The sequence below is a fragment of the Sphingomonas larreae genome (assembly GCF_051400595.1).
Lineage (GTDB): Bacteria > Pseudomonadota > Alphaproteobacteria > Sphingomonadales > Sphingomonadaceae > Sphingomonas.
Genome location: NZ_JBLFFI010000002.1, coordinates 130,269 through 149,405 on the forward strand (window position 1 = coordinate 130,269; position 19,137 = coordinate 149,405).

Here is a 19,137-nt window from a genome sequence, read left to right on the forward strand (position 1 = left end):
TCGCGCCGTTCCGCCTCGTCAAGACGTCATGTCCGTGCATCAGAAGGTGCGCGACAGTCGCAGCGAGAGCCGCGGCGCCCGATTGCCGGTGTCGAAGCGATCGGCGTTGAGCGGATAGGCGAGCTCGACCATTCCGTCGAGCCGTCCCACGCCCGCGCGCACGCCCACGCCGGTTGAGGCCAAGGCGCCGCTTCCGGCGCCGTCACGCAGGTTGCTGACGCGTCCCGCGTCGGCGAAGGCATAGCCCTGCACGCGGTCGATGATCCCCGGCAGGACGCGGCCGACGTCGGCGCGCAGTTCGGCCGATGCCATGACACCTTGGTCGCCGGTGCGCTCGGCATAATCGTAGCCGCGCGCGAACCCTGGTCCACCGAGCCCGATCTCGGCAGTGGCGAGCAGCGGTCGCGAGGCGAGCTGCGCCGCGCCGGCGATCACCGCGCTGACGCGGCCGGTCAGCCGCCGCGTATAATCCATCTGCCAGGTCGCGGCGACGAACCGCGCGTCGCCGTCGGCGCGTGAGAGCAGCGCGTCGCCGGCGCGGCTTACCCCGGCGAGCGGCAGCCCGATCACGCCCGCCAGCTCACCGCGCATAGCGCCACCGGCGACACTCGCCTGTCCGCTCAGCGTCGCCGTCGCGGTGGCGAGCCGGTCGCGCCGCAGCCGCGCGCCCTTGAGCGTCTGGGTGACGGTGACCGCACGAAGCTCGGCACTGCCCCACAGGCTGCGCGCCCGCGTCCGCACCAGCGCGCGCGCATAGCTCACCGAGAGATCGCCGCTGCGTCCGACGACGTCGAGCGGCTTGAGCGCTGCGCCGGGATTGGAGCGCGCGATCGACCCCGCCACCGCCAGCACCGATCCCGCCGAGTCGACCGGCGCCGCATAGCGCGCGCGCAGGAAGGCGAACTCGCTCGGCTCGAACGGCGTCTGCGCGACGACCAGCGACAGCTCGTCGCCGTCGCCGGCGACGCCACGCAGCGCGGCGAGCAGGGTCGAGCGCACCGGCCCGACCTCGGTGCTGCCGCGGTTGTCGAGCTGCGCATAGGCGCTGGCGCGATCGGTCGCGATCGTCACCAGCAGGATGCCGAACCCGTCCTGGCGGACGTAGCGCGTGTCCGTGACACGGACGCCGGGCACGTCTCCGACCAGCAGCAGCGCGCGCTCGAGCATGGCCTGAGTCACCGCGCCGCGCCCGGTGAGCGCGTGTACCAGCAGCGTGTCGGCGGCCTCGCTGCGCGCGCCGATCACGCGCACCGCGTCGATCCGCCCCAGCTCGACGTCGACGTGGAGCGTGCCGTCCGCCATCGGCTGGGCGGCGACGGACGCGGTGGCGAAAGGATAGCCGCGTGCACGCACGACCCCGGCGATCTCGCCGGCAAAGGTCGCGAGCGTGCCGCGATCGAGTGCTCGACCGAGTCGCGGTGCGATCGCGGCATCAAAAGCGGACGCCGGGATTGCGTCGGCGCCTCGCACCGTCACCGCGCGCACCGGCGGCGTCACCGCGGCGCCAGCGGCGGCGCGGCTCGCCGCCTCCACCTCGGTGGCCGCAGCCCGCTCGGGCTGATCCAGCGAAGGCCGCGGCAACGCACGTGCGGCGATCGTCGGATCGGCCCGGTCAAGCGCGGTTTGCGCCAGCGCCGCCGGGGCGAGCGCGAGCGTCGCCGCACCGAGCAACAGAAGTCGGGTGGTGGTGTGAGATAGCATCGGGCGTCCCTGTTTGCGCGGCGGCCTAGGACGGAGCGGGTTCCGATTTGGTTACGAGCGTCGCGTCATCTCGCTAACCATTCGAGCTAAGCTCTTCGCAACGCTCAGCTTCTACCCCGCAGCTCGGCATGCCTGGGCGGCATGGGGAGATTAACATGCGTAAGCCGATCCTGGCGTTGCTGGCCGCATCCACCGCCACGCTGGCGCCCGCCGCCGGCGCGGCGCCGGCGGGATGGCGCATCAGCGAGGCGCAGGGCGAGGTGCAGGTCACGCGCGCGGGCATCACCAAGGTAGCGACGCGTGGCGCGGCGATCGCCGCGGGCGACACCGTGACCACCGCGAAGGGCGCCCGCGCGGTGCTGGTGCGCGGCACCGAGTTCATGCTGGTGGCGCCGGCCTCGCGGCTCACCCTGCCGGCTGCGACCGAGACCAAGGGCATGACCCGCATCGTCGAAGAGTTCGGCAACGTCGTCTTTATGATCAAAAAGAAGATGACGCCGCATTTTGAGGTGCAGACGCCGTATCTCGCCGCAGTGGTCAAGGGCACGACCTTCGGCGTCAGCGTCGGCGATACCGGCAGCTCGCTGCAGGTGATCGAAGGGGCGGTGGAGGTCGCTACCAGCGATGGCGGCGCGCATGATCTGCTCACCCCCGGCGCGGTGGCGCAGGTCGAGGCGGGCGATCGCTTCCGCATGGCGATCGAGCAAGGCGGCGTGCGCCGCGTGCTCGAGTCGCCGGCGCGGCCGAAAGAGGCGCCTGCCGCGCTACCGGTCGCGGTCGAAACCGCTGCGGTTGCCCCGGTCGCGGCCGCGCCCGCCGCTGCGATGCCGACGGAGACGGTGGCGGCAGTTGCTCCGGTGACCGCTGCGGCGGAGCCGGCCGTCGCCGCGGCGGCGCCCGTGGCGGCGCCAGAGACCGTCGTCGCGGTCGCCGAGACGGTTTACGCCGCGCCGGTCGCGCTCGCCGACACGACGGGCGGGCTGGTCCAGGGCACGCTCGGCCAGGGTAGCGCCGTTCCGGCCGCCGCCAACGTCGCGCTCGCCGCGGTGGCGAGTGCGGCCAAGACCGCCGCCGAGGCCTCCGTCGCGGCGGTCAAGGTGGTCGAGGTCGCCAGCGAGATCGCGGCGGCGCGCGGCGAGCAGGCCGTGGCGAGCGCGGCGGCGCAGCAGAGCGCGACCGAGGCGGCAGCGGCCGCCGCCGCCAACGCCGGGGCCGAGCGCGCCGCGGCAGAGGCGGCCGCCCGCGCGCAGGCGATCGAGGCGGCCGCGCAGGCCTCGTCGCTCGCGGCGGCGCAGGCGGACGTCGCGCATGAGCAAGCCGCGGCGGCACAACTCGCGGCGATGAGCCAGGCGGAGCAGAGCAGCAAGATGGCCGAGGCGGCGATCATGGCGCAGCAGCAGGCGGCGGCGCAGCAGGCGGCGATGACGCAAGCGCAGGTGACCGCTGCCGCGACCGAGGCGGCGGCTGCGGCAGCGCAGGCGCAGGCGGAGGCGAGCGCTTCCTCGCTCGAGCAGGCCGCCGAAGCAGCCCGCCAGGCCGCCGCCGCGGCGGAAGCAGCGGCGGACGCGCAGCACGGCGCCGACGAGGCGACTCGCGCAGCGGCGGCACAGGCGGCTGCCGCTGCGCGTGCGCAGGCAGCGCAGGCCGCTGGCGCGGCGGCGGCGGCCTCGAAGGGCGCGCGTGACGCTGCTGCGGCTGCGGCGCTCGCCGCGGCGGACAGGATCGCGCGCGACACCGCCAAGGCGCTGTCCGACGCTGCCGCGCAGCGCGCGGCGCAGGATGCCGCGAGAGCGGCGGACCAGGCGCAGAGAGCGGCCGATCAGGCGGCTCGCGCCGCGGCCGACAAAGCGGCGCGGGAGCAGGAGAAGGCCGCACGCGACGCGGAGAAGGCCGCGCGCGACCAGGCCAGGGCCGCGACCGACGCCGAGAAGCAGGCCGCCAAGGCAGCGGCGGATGCGGCCAAGGAGCAGGAGCGGATCGCCCGGGAGGCACAGAAAGCCGCGGACGACGCCGCTCGTGCAGCGCAGAAGGCCGCAGACGATGCAGCCAAGAAGGGCCATGTCGACGAGCAGGCGGTCAAGCACGTCGAGAAGATCGTCGGTCCCGGCAGGCCGTGACGCTTCCGGGCGACTAGGCTTCATGCGGCGCGGTGGCTGCTGCTTCTCGCGCTTTATCCTGCTAGCGCATCGCGAATGCTTAAGATTCGAAACAAGCGTCGCGTGGCCGAGTCCGGGCGAGCGCTCGAGCGCCTGGCCGCGGTACGCGCCGCGGTGATGGAACTCGGCGACGACGACCTGCTCGACTTCGCCGATATCTTCGTCGAACGCGATCCGTCCCCATTGCGCGAACTGGCGGAGGCCGAACTGCGGCGGCGGAATCTCAGCTTGTGAAGGCGTTGCCGTCGCGTTTTCGGCGCCTGGACGGTGCGCTTGCGGACCTGCCCGTGGCGGAGCCGATGCTCCTTACCGAGCTCGACGGCTTTCTCACCGGATTGCTGGTCTGCCCCGTGCCGATCGAGCAGGGCGAGTGGATGATGGTCGTGTGGGGAGCGGAGAGCGGGGGCGTTCCGCCCTTCGATGATCCGCTCGACGTGCATTGGTTCGCCACCGCCGTTGCCGCGCGGCGTGACGAGATCGCGCGCGATCTCGCGCGCGGCAAGCTTCAGCCGATCCTCGATGTGGACGATCGCGGCGGCGAGGTCCTGTGGGAATATTGGATCGACGGGTTCGCGGCGGCGATCGCGCTTCGCCCGGACGATTGGCAAGCGCTGGCCGACGAACCGCTGACGGCTGAGCCCTGTTCGCGCCTGGCGACGTTGATCGCGATCGCGCGCGAGGAGAGCGAACTCGACAGCGTGGAAATCAACGCGTTCGAGGAGCGGGCGGCGCGCGAGATGATCGACGCCGTTCAGCTGCTGTACGCGGCGCGCCCGTCTCCTCAGACTATCGGATCGCCTGCATCCACGCGCGCAGCGGAGGCCAAGAGGGGACGCAATGATCCGTGTCACTGCGGATCCGGGAAAAAGCACAAGCGCTGCTGCGGCTGAACGATTGTTCGTTCCGGCGATGAGTGCCGGCGCGACACAGCCGGGCGTGGCATCGGAGTAGACCGGCTCTTCCTTGACGCATGTTGCGACGTGAGGCGTCTTACATTGATGTAAGTGGCAAGTTTTAAAAAACGTCTTAATGACGTTTAAGATCAGAACCTTCTTTGTGCATGTCGAGTTGAGAACAGCATGCCGTGCTTTTCTCTCCGTTACATGGACAAGTCGAGCCACGTGATCGCGGATCAGCGGCTTCGCGTTCCCGATCTCTGGCACGCAATGGCCTGCGCCAATCGACGGCTCTGCCGCACCTTTGGCAGCAGCGGCGAACCGGCGTTGGACCCGAAGGGTCGCGTCGATGTGCTCGATCGCACCGGCGTCGTCGTCGCGCGCATCTATTGCGCCGAAGCGATCGCCGCGATGTCGTGACCGACGCTCCCGCTTCCGACGCCATCACCCTGCCGGGCCGCGACACCGACGTGTTCGACATCCCCGAGCCGCGCGACGAACCGTATGCAGGACCAATCGCGCTGAATGTGGACGCCAGCGACCGATGGCGCGGTATTCTCCGGGTGCGCGAGGTCATTCCGGTGACCCGGGCGGGGGAGCTGGTGCTGCTCTACCCCAAATGGCTGCCAGGCTTCCATGCACCGGTGGCGCCGATCGAGCTGCTCGCCGGCCTGTCGTTCACCGCCGCCGGCGAGCCGCTTCCGTGGCGGCGTCATCCCACGATGGTTCATGCCTTTGCGGTGACGGTGCCGCGCGAGGTCGATGCGATCACGGCGGAGTTCCAGTTCCTCTCGCCCACCGACCCGGCGCAAGGACGCCTCATCAGTTCGCCGGACATGCTGTTGCTGCCGTGGAATGCGGTGATCCTTTATCCCGCGGGCCATGCCGCCGCCGAAATCCGCGTCGACGCGCATCTCGCGCTTCCGGAAAAATGGGACGCAGCGTGCGCCATCGCGTTCGAGCGCGGTGACGGTGAGCGTCTGACGTTTGAGCGCAGCGCGCTCGACACGCTGGTCGACTCCCCCGTGCTCGCGGCGCAGCACTTTCGCACCGTTCCGCTGGACGAGCACGTCGACCTGCACCTCGCCGCCGACGAGGCGCGCCATCTCGCCGCCGCCGACGAACAGATCGCGCCGCATCGCGCGGTGGTGGCGGAGGCGTTGCTGCTGTTCGGCTCGCGTCCGTTCGATCGCTTTCATATGCTGTTCGCGCTCAGCGACACGCTCACCGCGGCGGGCGTGGAACATCACCGCTCGTTCGAAGCGGTGAGCGCGCCCGAATATTTCACCGGCTGGGACGCGCACGTGTCGCGCCGCGATACGATCCCGCACGAGTTCATCCACAGCTGGAACGGCAAGCACCGGCGCGGCGCGGATTCGTGTGCGCCCTCGTTCGATCGCCCGATCCGCAACAGCCTTTTGTGGGTCTATGAGGGGCAGACGCAATATTGGACCAACGTGCTGTGCGCGCGCTCGGGCCTGTGGTCGCGCGAGCTGACGCTGGGCGCGCTGGCGCTGACCGCGGCGCGCTACGAGGCGCGGCCCGGCAGCCGCTGGCGCCCGCTGCTCGACACCACGCGCGACCCGATCATCGCGGCGCGCAGCCCATTGCCATGGCCGAGCTGGCAGCGCAGCGAGGATTATTATGCCGAGGGCGCGCTGCTGTGGCTGGAGGTGGACACGCGCCTGCGCGAACTGTCTGGCGACACCCGGTCGCTCGACGATTTTGCACGATGCTTCTTCGGCGGCGCCGAGGGCGACTGGTCTACCCGGCCGTATCACCTGGACGACGTCGTGGCTGCGCTGACGCAATTGGTGCCGTTCGACTGGCATGCTTTTCTGTCGCAGGCGCTGGACGAGACACGGCCCGGAACGCTGCTGGGCGGTATCGAACGTGGCGGGTACCGACTCGATTATGGCGAGACGCCCAACCCCTATCAGCGCTGCCAGGAGGCGGAGTCGGGGATCACCGATCTCACGCACACCGTCGGTATCAGCGTCGCATCCGACGGTCGCATCAGCGATGTCCTCTGGGGCGGCGCGGGGTTCGACGCTGACCTCACGATCGGCTCGATCATCGTCGCGGTCGACGAACGTCCGTTCTCGGTGGAGCGTCTGCGCAGCGTACTGGAGAGCGGCGTCGACTCGCTCGCGCTACTGATCCGTCGCGGGGTGAGGGTGCGTTCCGTCCAGCTGCACACACCGGGGCGGCTACGCTATCCTCTTCTGGTCCGGCGCGACGATCGCGCCGATCGGCTCGGCGCCATCCTTCGACCGCGACGCTCGTCCTAGCGGCTGGTCCGCGCCGCGCGATGCGATGGTTTAGGGGCAAGACCCACCGCGATGCAGGCGCAGCGCGCGGCTGTCCGTTATCGTGTCAGCGTGCCAGCGGGGACGCGTCAAAGTCGGTGAGCAACGCCGCAACGTCGTCGTAGAGTGCGATCGCACCGGCGTCGCGCAGCGCCTGGTCGGCGAACGTGCCGGAGCGGACCGCCACCGCGGCGATGCCGCACCGTGCCGCAGCCTCGATGTCATAGGGGGTGTCACCCACGACGATCGTCTCGCTGGCGTGCAGCGGTGCCAGCTTCGCCAGCGCGGTGGCAAAGATGTCCGGCGCGGGCTTGGTCTTCTCGACGTCGTCCGATGTGGTCGTGCCGTCGATGAGTTCCTGTGCCTCGAGAAGCCCGACATAATGGTCGAGCTCTTCGCCGGAGGCGGAGGAGGCGAGCACCACTTTCCGGCCGCTGTCGCGGACGTGCCGCAGCAACGCGTGCGCGCGTGGAAACGGCGTCACCTTCGCGAGATAGCGCTCCTTGAAGATCCTGCCATGCGCCTCGCCGAGCCGCTGTTGTTCCGTCTCGCTCGCGCCCGGCAGCAAGGCCGGCACGAGCATGTCGGTGCCCTTGCCGATCTGATCATGGACAAGTTGGTCGTCGAATTTCGCGCCGACCGCGCGAAACGCCTCCTGCCACGCGGCGACATGATCGTCGTTGCTGTCGACGAGGGTGCCGTCGATATCGAACAGAACGGCCTTGATGATCATGGTGATGACGCTTTCGCTAGCAGGTGGTGCCCCAGTCTGCGCCGGCGTGGGCGGCGGGGGAAAGGGACGCCCCGCCGCCGCCGACTTACTTCTTGCTGCGCGCGCGCTTCGGGGCCGCGGCCGCCGCGGCGTCTTCTTCCTCGTCGGGCTGCTCTTCGCCCGCCTCGGTGAGCGCCTCGCCGAGCGCCTTCAGCTTGTCCTGCGACTTGTCCGACTTGTCGGCGATCTTCGTCGTGGCGGCGCCGAGGCGGTGCAGCAGGTCATGGACCCGATCCGCATCGGGCGAGTCCTTCTCGAGCTGTTTGCGCAGCGACGCGAGGTCGCGAAGGATGCCCTTGGCGCCGGGCGTGTCCACTTCCGCCAGCGCGGCCTCCCAATCCTCCACCATCGTGGCGCCCTTGGCCGGCTTAGTGTCCTCCAGGCCTCGGTTGATCGCGTTCATCGTTCCGGCGAATTTTACGGCCATCGCTTGATCCTCTCAGACGCCGGCGCATGCCGGCGGTCGTCAACGAGGCATGTCGCGAAAAGAACCCAGATAAATGAGCGAATTGAAAAGATCGCCTTTGCTGGCAACGCTTACGTGTCGCGGGGCGATCGGGGGTGGAGCGGGGTCGCCGGCTCGGTCCTCTGCCGTGCCGAGCACTCCCGTCACGCACGATTGGCGAGCTGTTCGGCGCGCAGTCGCGCTTCGACCAGACGCTGGACGATCCCTGCACCAGCGCGGCGGGCGGCCTGTTCCAGAGCAATCCGACGGTCCGCGCCAATTGCATCGCGAACGGCGTCCCCGCCGACGGCAGTTATACCGAGCCGCAGGGCGGGCAGATCAGCGTGCAGACCGGCGGCAACGCCGCGCTGCGCCCGGAGACGGCGCGCACCTGGGTGTTCGGTGGCGTGTACAGTCCGGCCTGGGCGCGGCAGGCCTTTGCCAGCGCGCTCAGCCTCGAGGTCAATTACTATGACATCAAGGTCGACGGCGCGATCGCGTCCATTCCCGCGGCGGTGCTGCTCAATCGCTGCGTCCAGACCGGTGATGCGCTGTCGTGCGGCGCGGTCGGGCGCACGCCGAACGGCTTCATCTCGGCAATCAACGGCGTGCTGCTCAACACCGGCGGCATCCGCACCCGCGGCATCGACGCCACCTTCAACCTGCGCACGCAGCCGACCGGCGCGGGCACCTTCGGCCTGTCGGTGAGCGGCAACTATCTGCTCCGGTACGAGGAGATCGTTCCCGCCACCGAGGGTACGACCAGCACCAACTATACCGGCACCGAGCGCGGCAGCCCCGACCAGGCCTATCCGCACTTCAAGGGCCAGGCGACGCTCGACTGGGATATCGGTCCGGTCGCGGCGGCGTTCACCGGCCGCTACATCGACGACGTGATCGAGACCTCGGGCGGCAACAAGCTGAAGAGCCGGTTCTACGGGGACGTGCAGCTGTCGTTCCGCCCGTCGTGGCTTGATGAAAAGATCGGGCTGACGCTCGGCGTCAACAATGTGTTCGACACCGATCCGCCGGCCTGCTTCTCGTGCAGCCTCAACAACTATGACCCGACGACCTATGATGTGCCGGGGCGGTTCGGCTATGCAGGTTTGAGCTACGGCTTCTGACGCGACGGCGGGAGCGGCCGCGGTCGCTCCCGCTGCTACGGAGATGGCGCACGGGCGTTGCAGTGGCGTCCAGACCCCGACAGCTTCCCGCGAAGACCCAAGTCCATGACCTGCCTTCACCCCTTCTCGCGCTATGTGCGGGAAAGGGGTTTTCTCGCGTGCGATGTCATCGGAACGTTGCTGTTGTCCGCTTCAAGTCATTGAGAACGTTCATCCGAATAAAATAAGTAAAAATGCAAAATGATCGTTGCGTGAATTCCGCATGCATCCTTATGCTCGCCTGCATGAGGCCTGGTGACGGCATCAGCCGACCGGTTTCGTTCAAGAGAAATGGGGCATGTACGATGCGGATGGGGATGAGGAAAACGACGCTGGCGCTGGTCGCGTCGACGATGCTGGCGACGCCGGCCTGGGCACAGCAGGCGCCCGCCGCGGAGCAGACCCCGCCCAACGTCACCACGCCGCAGCCTGAGACCGGCGGCACCGGTAGCACCACCGCGGAGGCGGTACCCTCCGAGGCGCAGGCCGAGCCGCAACGCGACGTCGTCGTCACGGGTTCGCGTATCGTGTCGAGCGGTTTCAACGCGCCGACGCCGACCCAGGTGCTCAGCTACGAGGCGATCACCAAGAACGCGCAGCCGAATGTCTTCACCACCGTCGCGCAGCTACCCGCGCTGCAGGGCTCGACCGGCGCCAGCGTCGGTGCCAACGGCACCTCGACCGGCGTGCAGGGGCTCAGCACGCTCAGCCTGCGCGGCCTCCAGCCAATCCGCACGCTGACGCTGATCGACGGTCAGCGCGTCGTCGGCGCCAATGTCACCGGCGTCGCGGACGTCAGCCTCTTCCCGCAGCTGCTGATCGAGCGCGTCGACGTGGTCACCGGCGGCGCCTCGGCCTCCTACGGCTCGGATGCGGTCGGCGGCGTGGTGAACTTCGTCACCAACACGCGCTTCACCGGTTTCCGCGCCAACGTGATGGGCGGCATCAGCACCTATGGCGACGACGCGAACTATACGGCGCAGGCGGCGGTGGGTAAGTCGCTCGCAGACGACCGGCTGCACCTGATCCTCAGCGGCGAGTACAGCCACGAGGACGGCATCCCCTCGGCCGGCTTCGGCGTGGGCAACGATCCCAACGGCGATGGGCCCAACGGCCGCACCTGGCTGGTGGCGCGCGGCGTGCAGAACCGCGGCATCGCCACGGACGGTCTGCCGCAATATCTCGTGCGCGATCACGTCCAGTCCACGTTGTTCGGCCGCTACGGGCTGATCAACGCCGGCCCGCTCGCCGGCACGGCGTTCGACAAGAACGGCAATCCGGTGCCCTTCCAATATGGCACCGGCTGTCTGCCAGGCTCGTGCATCGGCGGCGACCTGAGCGGCAGCGTCACCAACGGCAACAGCTTCAAGTCCGAGATCACGCGGATCAACAGCTACGCTCGGATCGGCTTCGACATCGCGCCCGATAACGAGATCTACGCCACCCTGAACGTCGCGCGGGTCGACACCAGCAACACGCCCAATCCGGGATCGGCGCAGGACAATCTGACGATCCAATGCTCGAACCCGTATGTACCGGCCGCGATCCAGGCGGCCTGCGCGACGAACGGTATCACCAGCTTCCGCTTCGGCACGGTCAACCCGATGTTCGATTTCATCGACGTCAACACGCGCCGGCACCAGTATCGCGGCGTGATCGGCGCCAAGGGCAAGGTCGCGGCGTTCGGTACCGACTGGCGCTACGATGCCTATTATGAGCACGGCACCGGCATCACCGACATCAACGTCAACAACATCCCGCTGATGCCGCGTTACCGCGCCGCGATCCAGGCGGTGCGCGGCGCCAACGGCGTGATCACCTGCGCTGATCCGGTCGCGGTGGCGAGCGGCTGTTCGCCGCTTAACGTGATCGGCGGGCAGACGCCGACTGACGCGGCGCGCTATTATGTCGAGCCGCAGAACGGGCCGTTCCAGCACACGCGCCAGACTCAGGATGTGGCGAGCTTCGCGGTCAGCGGCGAGCCGCTGGCGCTGCCGGCGGGTCCCTTGGCGGTCGCGTTCGGCGGCGAGTTCCGCCACGAATTCTACCGCGTCACTGCCGACCCCTACGGCAATGGCATCCTCACCGGCGACGGCTATAACGAGGATTACGCCGCTGATCCGCTGCTCAACCCCCAGGGCGGCAATTGGTATGCCGGCAATTACCGCAACGGCAGCGGCGGCTATGACGTTCTCGAATCGTACCTCGAGCTCAACGCGCCGCTGTTCAACAGCGACGCGATCGGTCGCGCGAACCTCAACGTCGCGGGCCGCGCGACCAACTACAGCACCTCCGGCACGGTCTACACCTGGAAGGTCGGCGGCACCTGGGACACCCCGGTCGATGGCTTCCGCCTGCGCGGCGTGACCTCGCGCGACATCCGCGCGCCCAACCTGTCCGAGCTGTTCGCCGCCCCGGTCACGAGCAACCGCACGGGGACGATCGACCCGTTCAACGGCAACCGCTCGATCACGGTGCTGCAGACCACCACCGGCAACCGTGCGCTCACCCCCGAGATCGCGCGCAACACCGAGGTTGGGTTCGTGCTGTCGCGCGCCAGCTGGCTCCCGGGTTTCAGCCTGTCGTTCGACTATTTCCGCATCAAGATCGACGATGCGATCTCGTCGCTCGACGCGCAGACGCAGATCAACCTCTGCTACGGCGGCGTGCAGTTCGCCTGCGGCTCGTTCGATCTGAGTAACCTCGATACCGCCTATGTCACGGTGCAGCCGTTCAACTTCGCGTCGATCTTCACCGACGGCTTCGATATCGAGACGAGCTACACCACCAAGCTGGACGGGATCGGCCTGCCGGGCCGGCTCAGCCTGCGCGGGCTGGCGACGCATACGATCAACTTCGTGCAGGACACGGGCCTGCCCGGCACGATCCCGCGGCAGCTCGCCGGCACCAACATCGAGGCCACCGCGGTGCCGCACTGGAAGGTGCTGGCGTCGCAGGACTGGAGCACCGACACGGTCAGCTTCACGGTGCAGGAGCGCTGGTTCAGCGCGGGCGTGTTCTCGAACGAGAACATCGTCTGCTCGACCAATTGCCCGGTTTCGACCGTCAACCGCCCGACGTACGATCACAACCGCGTGCCCGGCGCGCTCTACGTCGACCTCGCCGCGTCGTATCGCTTCACCCCCGCCTTCCAAGCCTATGCCAAGGTGGACAACGTCTTCAATCGCGACGGCGAGACGGTGCCCGGCAACATCACCACGCCGACGCTGTACGACGTGGTCGGTCGCGCCTTCCGCCTCGGTCTTCGCGCCAACTTCTGACCCACCCGATCCTCCCCGCTTGCCGGGGAGGGGGACCGCGCCCGCAGGGCATGGTGAAGGGGGCTCCCCACAGAGCAGCGCCTGCGGAAGCCCCCTCCGCCATGCTTCGCATGGTCCCCCTCCCCGCAAACGGGGAGGATCTGCGTGCGTTTGCTGAGAGGAACCAGGACCCGCCATGCTTTCTCTTCTGCTGATCGCGGCGCAGGCCGACACCTCCGCCGCGCCCGCGATCGAGCGCGCGATCGCCGCGATGACGCTGGAGGAGAAAGCCGCGCAACTCGGCAACGCTGCGCCGGCGCGGCCCGCGGCCGAGCTGCCCGCCTATGACTATTGGAGCGAGGGGCTGCACGGGCTCGCGCGCAACGGCGTCGCCACCGTCTTCCCGCAGGCGATCGGGATGGCGGCGAGTTGGGACGTCGACCTGCTGCGCCGCGTCGGCGACGTGGTCTCCACCGAAGCGCGCGCCAAGTTCAACGTGCGCCCGCGCGACGCGGACCGGCCGCGCTTCGCGGGGCTGCATATCTGGTCGCCCAACATCAACATCTTCCGTGATCCGCGCTGGGGCCGGGGGCAGGAGACCTATGGCGAGGACCCGTATCTCGCCGGGCGGCTCGGCGTCGCCTTCGTCCGCGGCATCCAAGGGCCTGACGCCGCCAACCCGAAAGCGATCGCGACGCCCAAGCATTTCGCGGTTCACTCCGGGCCGGAGGCAGGACGCAACGCCTTCGATGTCGACACGTCGCCGCGCGACATGGCGGAGACCTACACGCCCGCCTTCCGCCTCGCGCTGACCGAGGGCGGCGCGCTGTCGACGATGTGCGCGTACAATGCGATCCACGGGGTGCCCGCCTGTGCGTCGGAGACGCTGCTCAACGGCCGCGCGCGCGATCGCTGGGGTTTTCGCGGCATGATCGTCTCCGACTGCGACGCGGTCGGCTATATCGAGAGCTTCCACAATTACCGGCTGGACGTACCCTCGGCCGCCGCGGCCGCGCTGGCGGCGGGAACTGACCTCGACTGCGGGCCGAGCTATGACGCGCTGCCCGAGGCGGTTCGCCGCGGGCTCGTGTCCGAGACGAAGGTGGATGAGGCGCTGCGCCGGGTCTTCGCCTCGCGTGCCGCGCTCGGCATCGCGTTCGGCCGGCGCAGTCCGTGGGATCGGATCGGGCCGCATAGCGTCGACACCCCCGCACACCGCGACCTCGCGCTCGAAGCCGCCGAAAAGTCGCTGGTGCTGCTGACCAACAAGGACCGGCTGCCGCTCGCGTCCGGCACCCGGCTGGCGGTGATCGGCGCCAATGCCGACTCGCTCGACGTGCTCGAGGCCAATTACCACGGCACCGCCGCCGCGCCGGTCACCCCGCTGCAAGGCATCCGGGCGCGTTTCGGCGCCGCCAACGTGCGCTATGCGCAGGGCAGCGTGCTGGCGGAAGGGGTGGCGGTGCCGGTGCCCGAGACCGCGCTGTCAGCCGACGGGCGACCCGGCCTGCGCGGCGACTATTTCCGCGGGGCGACACCCGTCGGGCGGCCGCTGCTCACGCGCCAGGACCGCGTCATCGACTTCGACTGGGATCGCGCGCCGCCTGCGCGCGGGCTCCAGGACCGCCATTATGCGGTGCGCTGGACCGGTCAGCTGACGCCGCCCGCACCCGGCACCTACACGCTGCGCTTGGAAGTGCCGCGCTGCTTCGACTGCGACGGGCACGACGCGGTGCGGCTATGGGTCGATGGTCAGCCGGTGATCGCCGATCGCGGCAGCGACGAGGGAGTCGAGGCGAGCGTCGCCTTCGCCGATGCGCGCCCACGTGCGCTGCGCGTCGAGCTCGATCATGTCAGCGCCGACGGCGGCATCGGACTGCGCTGGGTCGCGCCCGCCGCGGCGCAGCTGGCCGAGGCGGTTGCGGCGGCGCGCGACACCGACGTGGTCGTCGCCTTCGCCGGCCTGTCGCCGACGCTCGAGGGCGAGGCGCTGCGGCTCGACGTGCCCGGCTTCGTCGGCGGCGACCGTACCAAGATCGAGCTGCCCGAGCCGCAACGCGCACTGCTCGCCGCGCTGGCCGCAACGGGCAAGCCGCTGGTGGTGGTGCAGATGACCGGCGCCGCAATCGCGGATCCCTGGACGAAGGACACAGCGGACGCGGCGGTTGCGGCCTGGTATCCCGGCCAGGCGGGCGGCACCGCGATCGCCGGGCTGCTCGCCGGCGACATCAGCCCGAGCGGCCGGCTGCCGGTGACCTTCTACGCCGCGACGCGCGATATGCCCGCCTTCATCGACTATAGCATGAAGAACCGGACCTACCGCTTCTTCACGGGCAAGCCCTTGTACCCGTTCGGTCACGGGCTGAGCTACACGCGCTTCGCCTACGCCGCCGCCACGCCCGCGGCGGTGCGTGTCGCCGCCGGCGGCGCGCTGGAGATGAACGTACGCGTCAGCAATCGCGGCACGCGCGCGGGCGAGGAGGTGGTGCAGGCGTACCTCGCACCGGTCGCATCGCAACCGCAGGGACGCACCGTGCCGGTGCTCCAGCGTCAGCTCGTCGGCTTCGCGCGCGTCGCGCTCCCGCCCGGCGCCACTCAGGACGTGCGGCTGCGGATCGATCCCCGCTCGCTCAGCCTGGTTGGGCGGGACGGCACGCGCACGATCGAGCCGGGGGCATATCGCCTGTTCGTCGGCGGCGGTCAGCCGGGCGACGCGGACGGGGTTTGGACCGAGGTGACGATCACGGGCACGCGGACGGTGCTGCCGGAGTGAGCCGCCGCGTCGCCGTCCGTCGGGCGATCCGCGCCACCAAGCCCCTCAGGCGATGATCCTGCCGCGCTCAGCGGCAGGCAGGCGTCGCGCATAGCAGGAGAATGTCTTGACCAGCCTTACCCTTCGCGCCGGTGTCGCGCTCATCGTGCTTGCCGCCGCCGGATCCGGGTTAGGGGCGGCCGCACAGCAGATCGAATGGCCGTCGTCGCGCATCGCGCATCCGAAGCGCGCCAGGATCGGCCCATACAGCGCCACCTTCCTGTCCGGTTCCGACGGCATCGAGTGGCTCGCGCAGGGCTATGCCGCTGACGAACGCCTGCCGGAGGCGCCACGCTGGACGTTCAGCGCCTGGATCAAGCCGACGCAGCTGGCCCGCGGGCGTGTCCCGGTGGCGGCGATCGGTCGCGTCGGCGACGCCGCGGCGCGCGTGCTGTCGCTCGACGACGGCCGCCCGATGTTCACTCTGGGCGACGTCACGATCGGCGCGTCGCGCCCGATCGCCGCCGGGCGGTGGCAGCTGCTCGCGGTCACCGCCGACGCCGGCACGTTGCGCCTCTACGTCGACGGACGCCTCGTCGGGAGCGCGCGTGGCACCGCGTCGGCGCCGCGCGCGTTGGTGGCGCTGGGGACGCGGGTCGCGGGAAGGGAAGGCTACGCCGGACTCATCGCCGAGGTCACGCTCGCGCCCGAGCTGGCCGATGTCGCCGCTTCGGCCAAGCGTCCGCCCAACGAGTCGCTCACCCGTTTCCAGGATGCCAGTCCGTCGTGGCCGCTCCAGGTGAAGACGCAATATGGCCTCACTACCCCGCAGCCCGCATGGGAGCTGCCGACGAGCAAGGCGCCGGCCGCGCGCCCGGTCGCGACGCCGGCGTCGGATGCACCCGCGCTGGCGCGTGCCGCGGCGGGACGCTGGGACGTCAATGGCTGGCGCATGGCGGCGGCGCCGGGCGTGCGCGCGGCGGGTGCGGCGATCTCGCGTCCGGGTTATGACGCGCGTGCCTGGCATGCCGCGACCGTGCCCGGCACTGTGCTCACCACGCTGGTCGATCGCGGCGTCTATCCCGATCCGACGATCGGGCTCAACAACATGGCCATCCCGGAGACGCTCGCGCGGCAATCCTATTGGTACCGCACCGAGTTCCACCTGCCCGCCGGCGCGAGCGAGCGGCTGACGCTCACCTTCAACGGCGTGAACTATGCCGCGCGGGTGTGGGTCAATGGCGAGGAGGTCGGCGAGATCAAGGGCGCGTTCATCCGCGGCAGCTTCGATGTCGGCGCGCGGATGCGCCGCGGCGCGCGCAACAGTGTCGCGGTGCTGGTCGCGCCGCCGCCGCACCCGGGGATCGCGCACGAGCAGTCGCTCGCCGGTGGTCGCGGCGACAATGGCGGCGCGCTGATGAGCGACGGCCCCACTTTCGGCGCAAGCGAGGGCTGGGACTGGATCCCCGCGGTGCGCGACCGCAACACCGGCCTGTGGCAGGGGGTCGAGCTGGCCGAGACCGGCGCGGTGACGCTCGGTGACCCCGCGATCTCGACGCGGCTGCCGCGCGCCGATCTGTCGCTCGCCGACGTGACGATCGAGGTGCCGGTGACCAACCATGGCGCCGGCGCGGTCGACACGTTGGTGCGCGCCGCGTTCGACGATGTGGTGGTGGAGCGCGCGGTGACGGTGGCGCCGGGCGCGACCGTGACGGTGCGCTTCACGCCGGAGGAGCAGCGGGCGCTCCACATCGCGCAGCCGCGGCTATGGTGGCCCAACGGCTATGGCGACCCCGCGCTCCACGCGCTGACGCTGACCGCGGCGAGCGGCGGTGCGACCTCGGATCGGCGCCAGCTCGATTTCGGCATGCGCACGGTGACGTACGAGCTCGGCTCGCTCAATGCCGCGGGCGCACTGCGGCGTGTGCTGGTCGACAACGACATGGCGCATCGCCTCGGTACGCCGGTGCTCGACGAACGGCACCCGGCGCTGCGCAAGGTGCGTGGCGGCTGGGCCAACTCGCTCATGCCGGGCGCCGAGCGCTCGCCCGCGGTGACGACTTTGCCCGACGACCCGCTCGGCACGCAGCTGGTGCTGCGCGTCAACGGCGTGCGCATCGCCGCGCGCGGCGGCAATTGGGGCATGGACGACATGATGAAACGCGTCGCCCCGGCGCGGCTCGACCCGTACTTCCGGCTCCATCGCGATGCCGGCATGAACGTGGTGCGCAACTGGATGGGGCAGAGCACCGAAGAGGCCTTCTACGCGCTGGCGGATCGCTATGGCCTGATGGTCCTCAACGATTTCTGGGAGTCGACGCAGGACAACGACGCCGAGGCACAGGACGTGCCGCTGTTCGTCGCCAACGCGCGCGACGTGGTGCGGCGCTACCGCACGCATCCCTCGATCGTGCTGTGGTTCGGCCGCAACGAGGGCGTGCCCCAGCCGGCGCTCCAGACCGCGCTGCAGGACATGGTGTGGGAAGAGGACGGTACGCGCCTCTACAAGGGCAATTCGCGGATCATCAACCTGGGTGGGTCCGGACCCTATGAGTGGCACCCGCCCGAGGATTATTTCACCAGCTATCCGCGCGGCTTCGCGGTGGAGGTGGGCACGTCGAGCTTCCCTACGCTCGAGTCGTGGCAGCGCACCGCGCCCGCCGCCGACCGCTGGCCGGTCAGCGACACCTGGGTGTACCACGACTGGCACCAGGAGCGCGGGGTCTCGATGGCGAGCTTCATGCGCGCGCTGGAGAGCGAGTTCGGGGCGGCGCGCAATCTCGCCGACTTCGAGCGCAAGGCGCAGATGCTCAACTATGAATCATACCGTGCGATTTTCGAAGGGTTCAACGCCGGGCTGTGGACGCAGAACAGCGCGCGCATGCTGTGGATGACGCACCCGGCCTGGCCGTCGACTGACTTCCAGATCTACTCGTCTGACTATGACACCCACGCCGCCTTCTACGGCACAATGAAGGGTGCCGAGCCGGTGCACGTCCAGCTCGACCAGCCCGAGCGCCGCGTGCTGATGGTCAACACCACGCGCGCACCGCTGTACGGCGTGCACGTGATCGCGCTCGTCACCGACGTCGCGGGACGCGAGGTACTGCGACGCGCGGCGCAGCTGGACGTGCCCGCGAACGCCACTGCCACCGCGTTGGCGCTGGGCGGCGACGCCGCGCTTACCGCGGCGCTGGCGCGCGGCCCGGTGCTGGTGCGGTTGCGCGCCGCGGGAGCGGATGGCGCGGCGCTGTCCGAGAACTTCTACTGGCAGTCGGCCAAGCCCGAGGACCTGCGCGCGCTCGCCGCCATGCCCGACGTAGCGCTGCGAGCGAGTGCCTCCGCGGCTGCGGGCAGCGATGGCGAGCGTGCGGTGGAGATCGCGCTGGCCAATGAGGCGACGACGCCCGCGCTTCAGGCCAAGCTGACGCTGTTCGACGCGCGCGGCGAGCAGATCCTGCCGGCCTATTTCAGCGACAATTACGTTTCACTGCTGCCCGGCGAGGCGCGGCGGGTCATGGTGCGCTATCCGGCGTCCCGTGGGGCGGCGACGGTGCGGCTGCGCGGCTGGAACATCACGGCAGCGGAGCTGCCATCGGCGCGGTGAGGGCATCGCCGCTCGCCGCGAGCGGGAATGTGGGTGGCGCCGTGGCGGCCGCGGGCAGCGGCACCATCTCGCCGGC

At 69.8% G+C, this 19,137-nt stretch carries 12 protein-coding genes; 9 read left to right on the forward strand and 3 right to left on the reverse strand.

The features are described from left to right. Positions 1–39: 39 nt before the first annotated feature. On the reverse strand, positions 40–1,701 hold the full coding sequence (locus ACMGDM_RS08900; protein ID WP_436803777.1) for a ShlB/FhaC/HecB family hemolysin secretion/activation protein: 1,662 nt from the start codon (positions 1,699–1,701) through the stop codon (positions 40–42). Between the two features lie 155 nt (positions 1,702–1,856). On the opposite strand from ACMGDM_RS08900, the gene ACMGDM_RS08905 reads away from it, so the two are divergent. The 5 genes from ACMGDM_RS08905 to ACMGDM_RS08925 all read left to right on the forward strand — a co-directional run bounded on the left by ACMGDM_RS08905 (position 1,857) and on the right by ACMGDM_RS08925 (position 7,044). Continuing rightward, on the forward strand, positions 1,857–3,818 hold the full coding sequence (locus tag ACMGDM_RS08905) for a FecR domain-containing protein (RefSeq protein ID WP_436803778.1): 1,962 nt from the start codon (positions 1,857–1,859) through the stop codon (positions 3,816–3,818). Between the two features lie 102 nt (positions 3,819–3,920). Then, positions 3,921–4,091: a hypothetical protein gene (locus ACMGDM_RS08910; protein ID WP_436803779.1), complete on the forward strand. Its 171-nt coding sequence runs from the start codon at positions 3,921–3,923 to the stop codon at positions 4,089–4,091. Beyond that, positions 4,088–4,747 carry a UPF0149 family protein gene (locus ACMGDM_RS08915; protein WP_436803780.1) on the forward strand — a complete coding sequence of 220 codons (660 nt, stop codon included), beginning with the start codon at positions 4,088–4,090 and terminating at the stop codon, positions 4,745–4,747. The genes ACMGDM_RS08910 and ACMGDM_RS08915 overlap by 4 nt, the downstream gene beginning before the upstream one ends. A 231-nt stretch (positions 4,748–4,978) precedes the next feature. Further along, on the forward strand, positions 4,979–5,173 hold the full coding sequence (locus ACMGDM_RS08920; protein WP_436803781.1) for a hypothetical protein: 195 nt from the start codon (positions 4,979–4,981) through the stop codon (positions 5,171–5,173). After that, positions 5,170–7,044, forward strand: coding sequence for a M61 family metallopeptidase (locus ACMGDM_RS08925; RefSeq protein WP_436803782.1), 1,875 nt, complete (start codon positions 5,170–5,172; stop codon positions 7,042–7,044). Before ACMGDM_RS08920 ends, ACMGDM_RS08925 begins: the two co-directional genes overlap by 4 nt. Positions 7,045–7,129: 85 nt before the next feature. Here ACMGDM_RS08925 and ACMGDM_RS08930 read toward each other — a convergent pair whose 3' ends face one another. Both ACMGDM_RS08930 and ACMGDM_RS08935 read right to left on the reverse strand, forming a co-directional pair. Next, positions 7,130–7,795, reverse strand: a complete 666-nt coding sequence (locus tag ACMGDM_RS08930) for an HAD family hydrolase (protein WP_436803783.1) — start codon at positions 7,793–7,795, stop codon at positions 7,130–7,132. Positions 7,796–7,880: 85 nt separating this feature from the next. Then, the gene (locus ACMGDM_RS08935) at positions 7,881–8,261 is read right to left on the reverse strand and encodes a hypothetical protein (RefSeq protein ID WP_436803784.1); all 381 of its coding nucleotides are present in this window, start codon (positions 8,259–8,261) and stop codon (positions 7,881–7,883) included. 134 nt (positions 8,262–8,395) lie between these two features. On the opposite strand from ACMGDM_RS08935, the gene ACMGDM_RS08940 reads away from it, so the two are divergent. From ACMGDM_RS08940 to ACMGDM_RS08955, 4 genes are all read left to right on the forward strand, one after another. Then, entirely contained in the window at positions 8,396–9,403 is a 1,008-nt protein-coding gene (locus ACMGDM_RS08940; RefSeq protein ID WP_436803785.1) for a TonB-dependent receptor domain-containing protein, read from the forward strand. A gap of 356 nt (positions 9,404–9,759) precedes the next feature. Beyond that, complete coding sequence (locus ACMGDM_RS08945; RefSeq protein ID WP_436803786.1) at positions 9,760–12,723, forward strand: TonB-dependent receptor plug domain-containing protein; 2,964 nt, start codon at positions 9,760–9,762, stop codon at positions 12,721–12,723. A 175-nt stretch (positions 12,724–12,898) separates the two neighbouring features. Continuing rightward, a complete protein-coding gene (locus tag ACMGDM_RS08950; RefSeq protein ID WP_436803787.1) occupies positions 12,899–15,475 on the forward strand; it encodes a glycoside hydrolase family 3 C-terminal domain-containing protein in 2,577 nt (858 codons plus the stop codon). A gap of 106 nt (positions 15,476–15,581) precedes the next feature. Beyond that, on the forward strand, positions 15,582–19,061 hold the full coding sequence (locus ACMGDM_RS08955; protein WP_436803788.1) for a glycosyl hydrolase 2 galactose-binding domain-containing protein: 3,480 nt from the start codon (positions 15,582–15,584) through the stop codon (positions 19,059–19,061). Positions 19,062–19,137 lie beyond the last annotated feature (76 nt).

Coding starts and splice junctions, on each gene's coding strand:
- ACMGDM_RS08900 (WP_436803777.1), bottom strand. CDS start 1,701: ATGCTATCTCACACCACCACCCGACTTCTGTTGCTCGGTGCGGCGACG.
- ACMGDM_RS08905 (WP_436803778.1), top strand. CDS start 1,857: ATGCGTAAGCCGATCCTGGCGTTGCTGGCCGCATCCACCGCCACGCTG.
- ACMGDM_RS08930 (WP_436803783.1), bottom strand. CDS start 7,795: ATGATCATCAAGGCCGTTCTGTTCGATATCGACGGCACCCTCGTCGAC.
- ACMGDM_RS08935 (WP_436803784.1), bottom strand. CDS start 8,261: ATGGCCGTAAAATTCGCCGGAACGATGAACGCGATCAACCGAGGCCTG.
- ACMGDM_RS08945 (WP_436803786.1), top strand. CDS start 9,760: ATGAGGAAAACGACGCTGGCGCTGGTCGCGTCGACGATGCTGGCGACG.
- ACMGDM_RS08950 (WP_436803787.1), top strand. CDS start 12,899: ATGCTTTCTCTTCTGCTGATCGCGGCGCAGGCCGACACCTCCGCCGCG.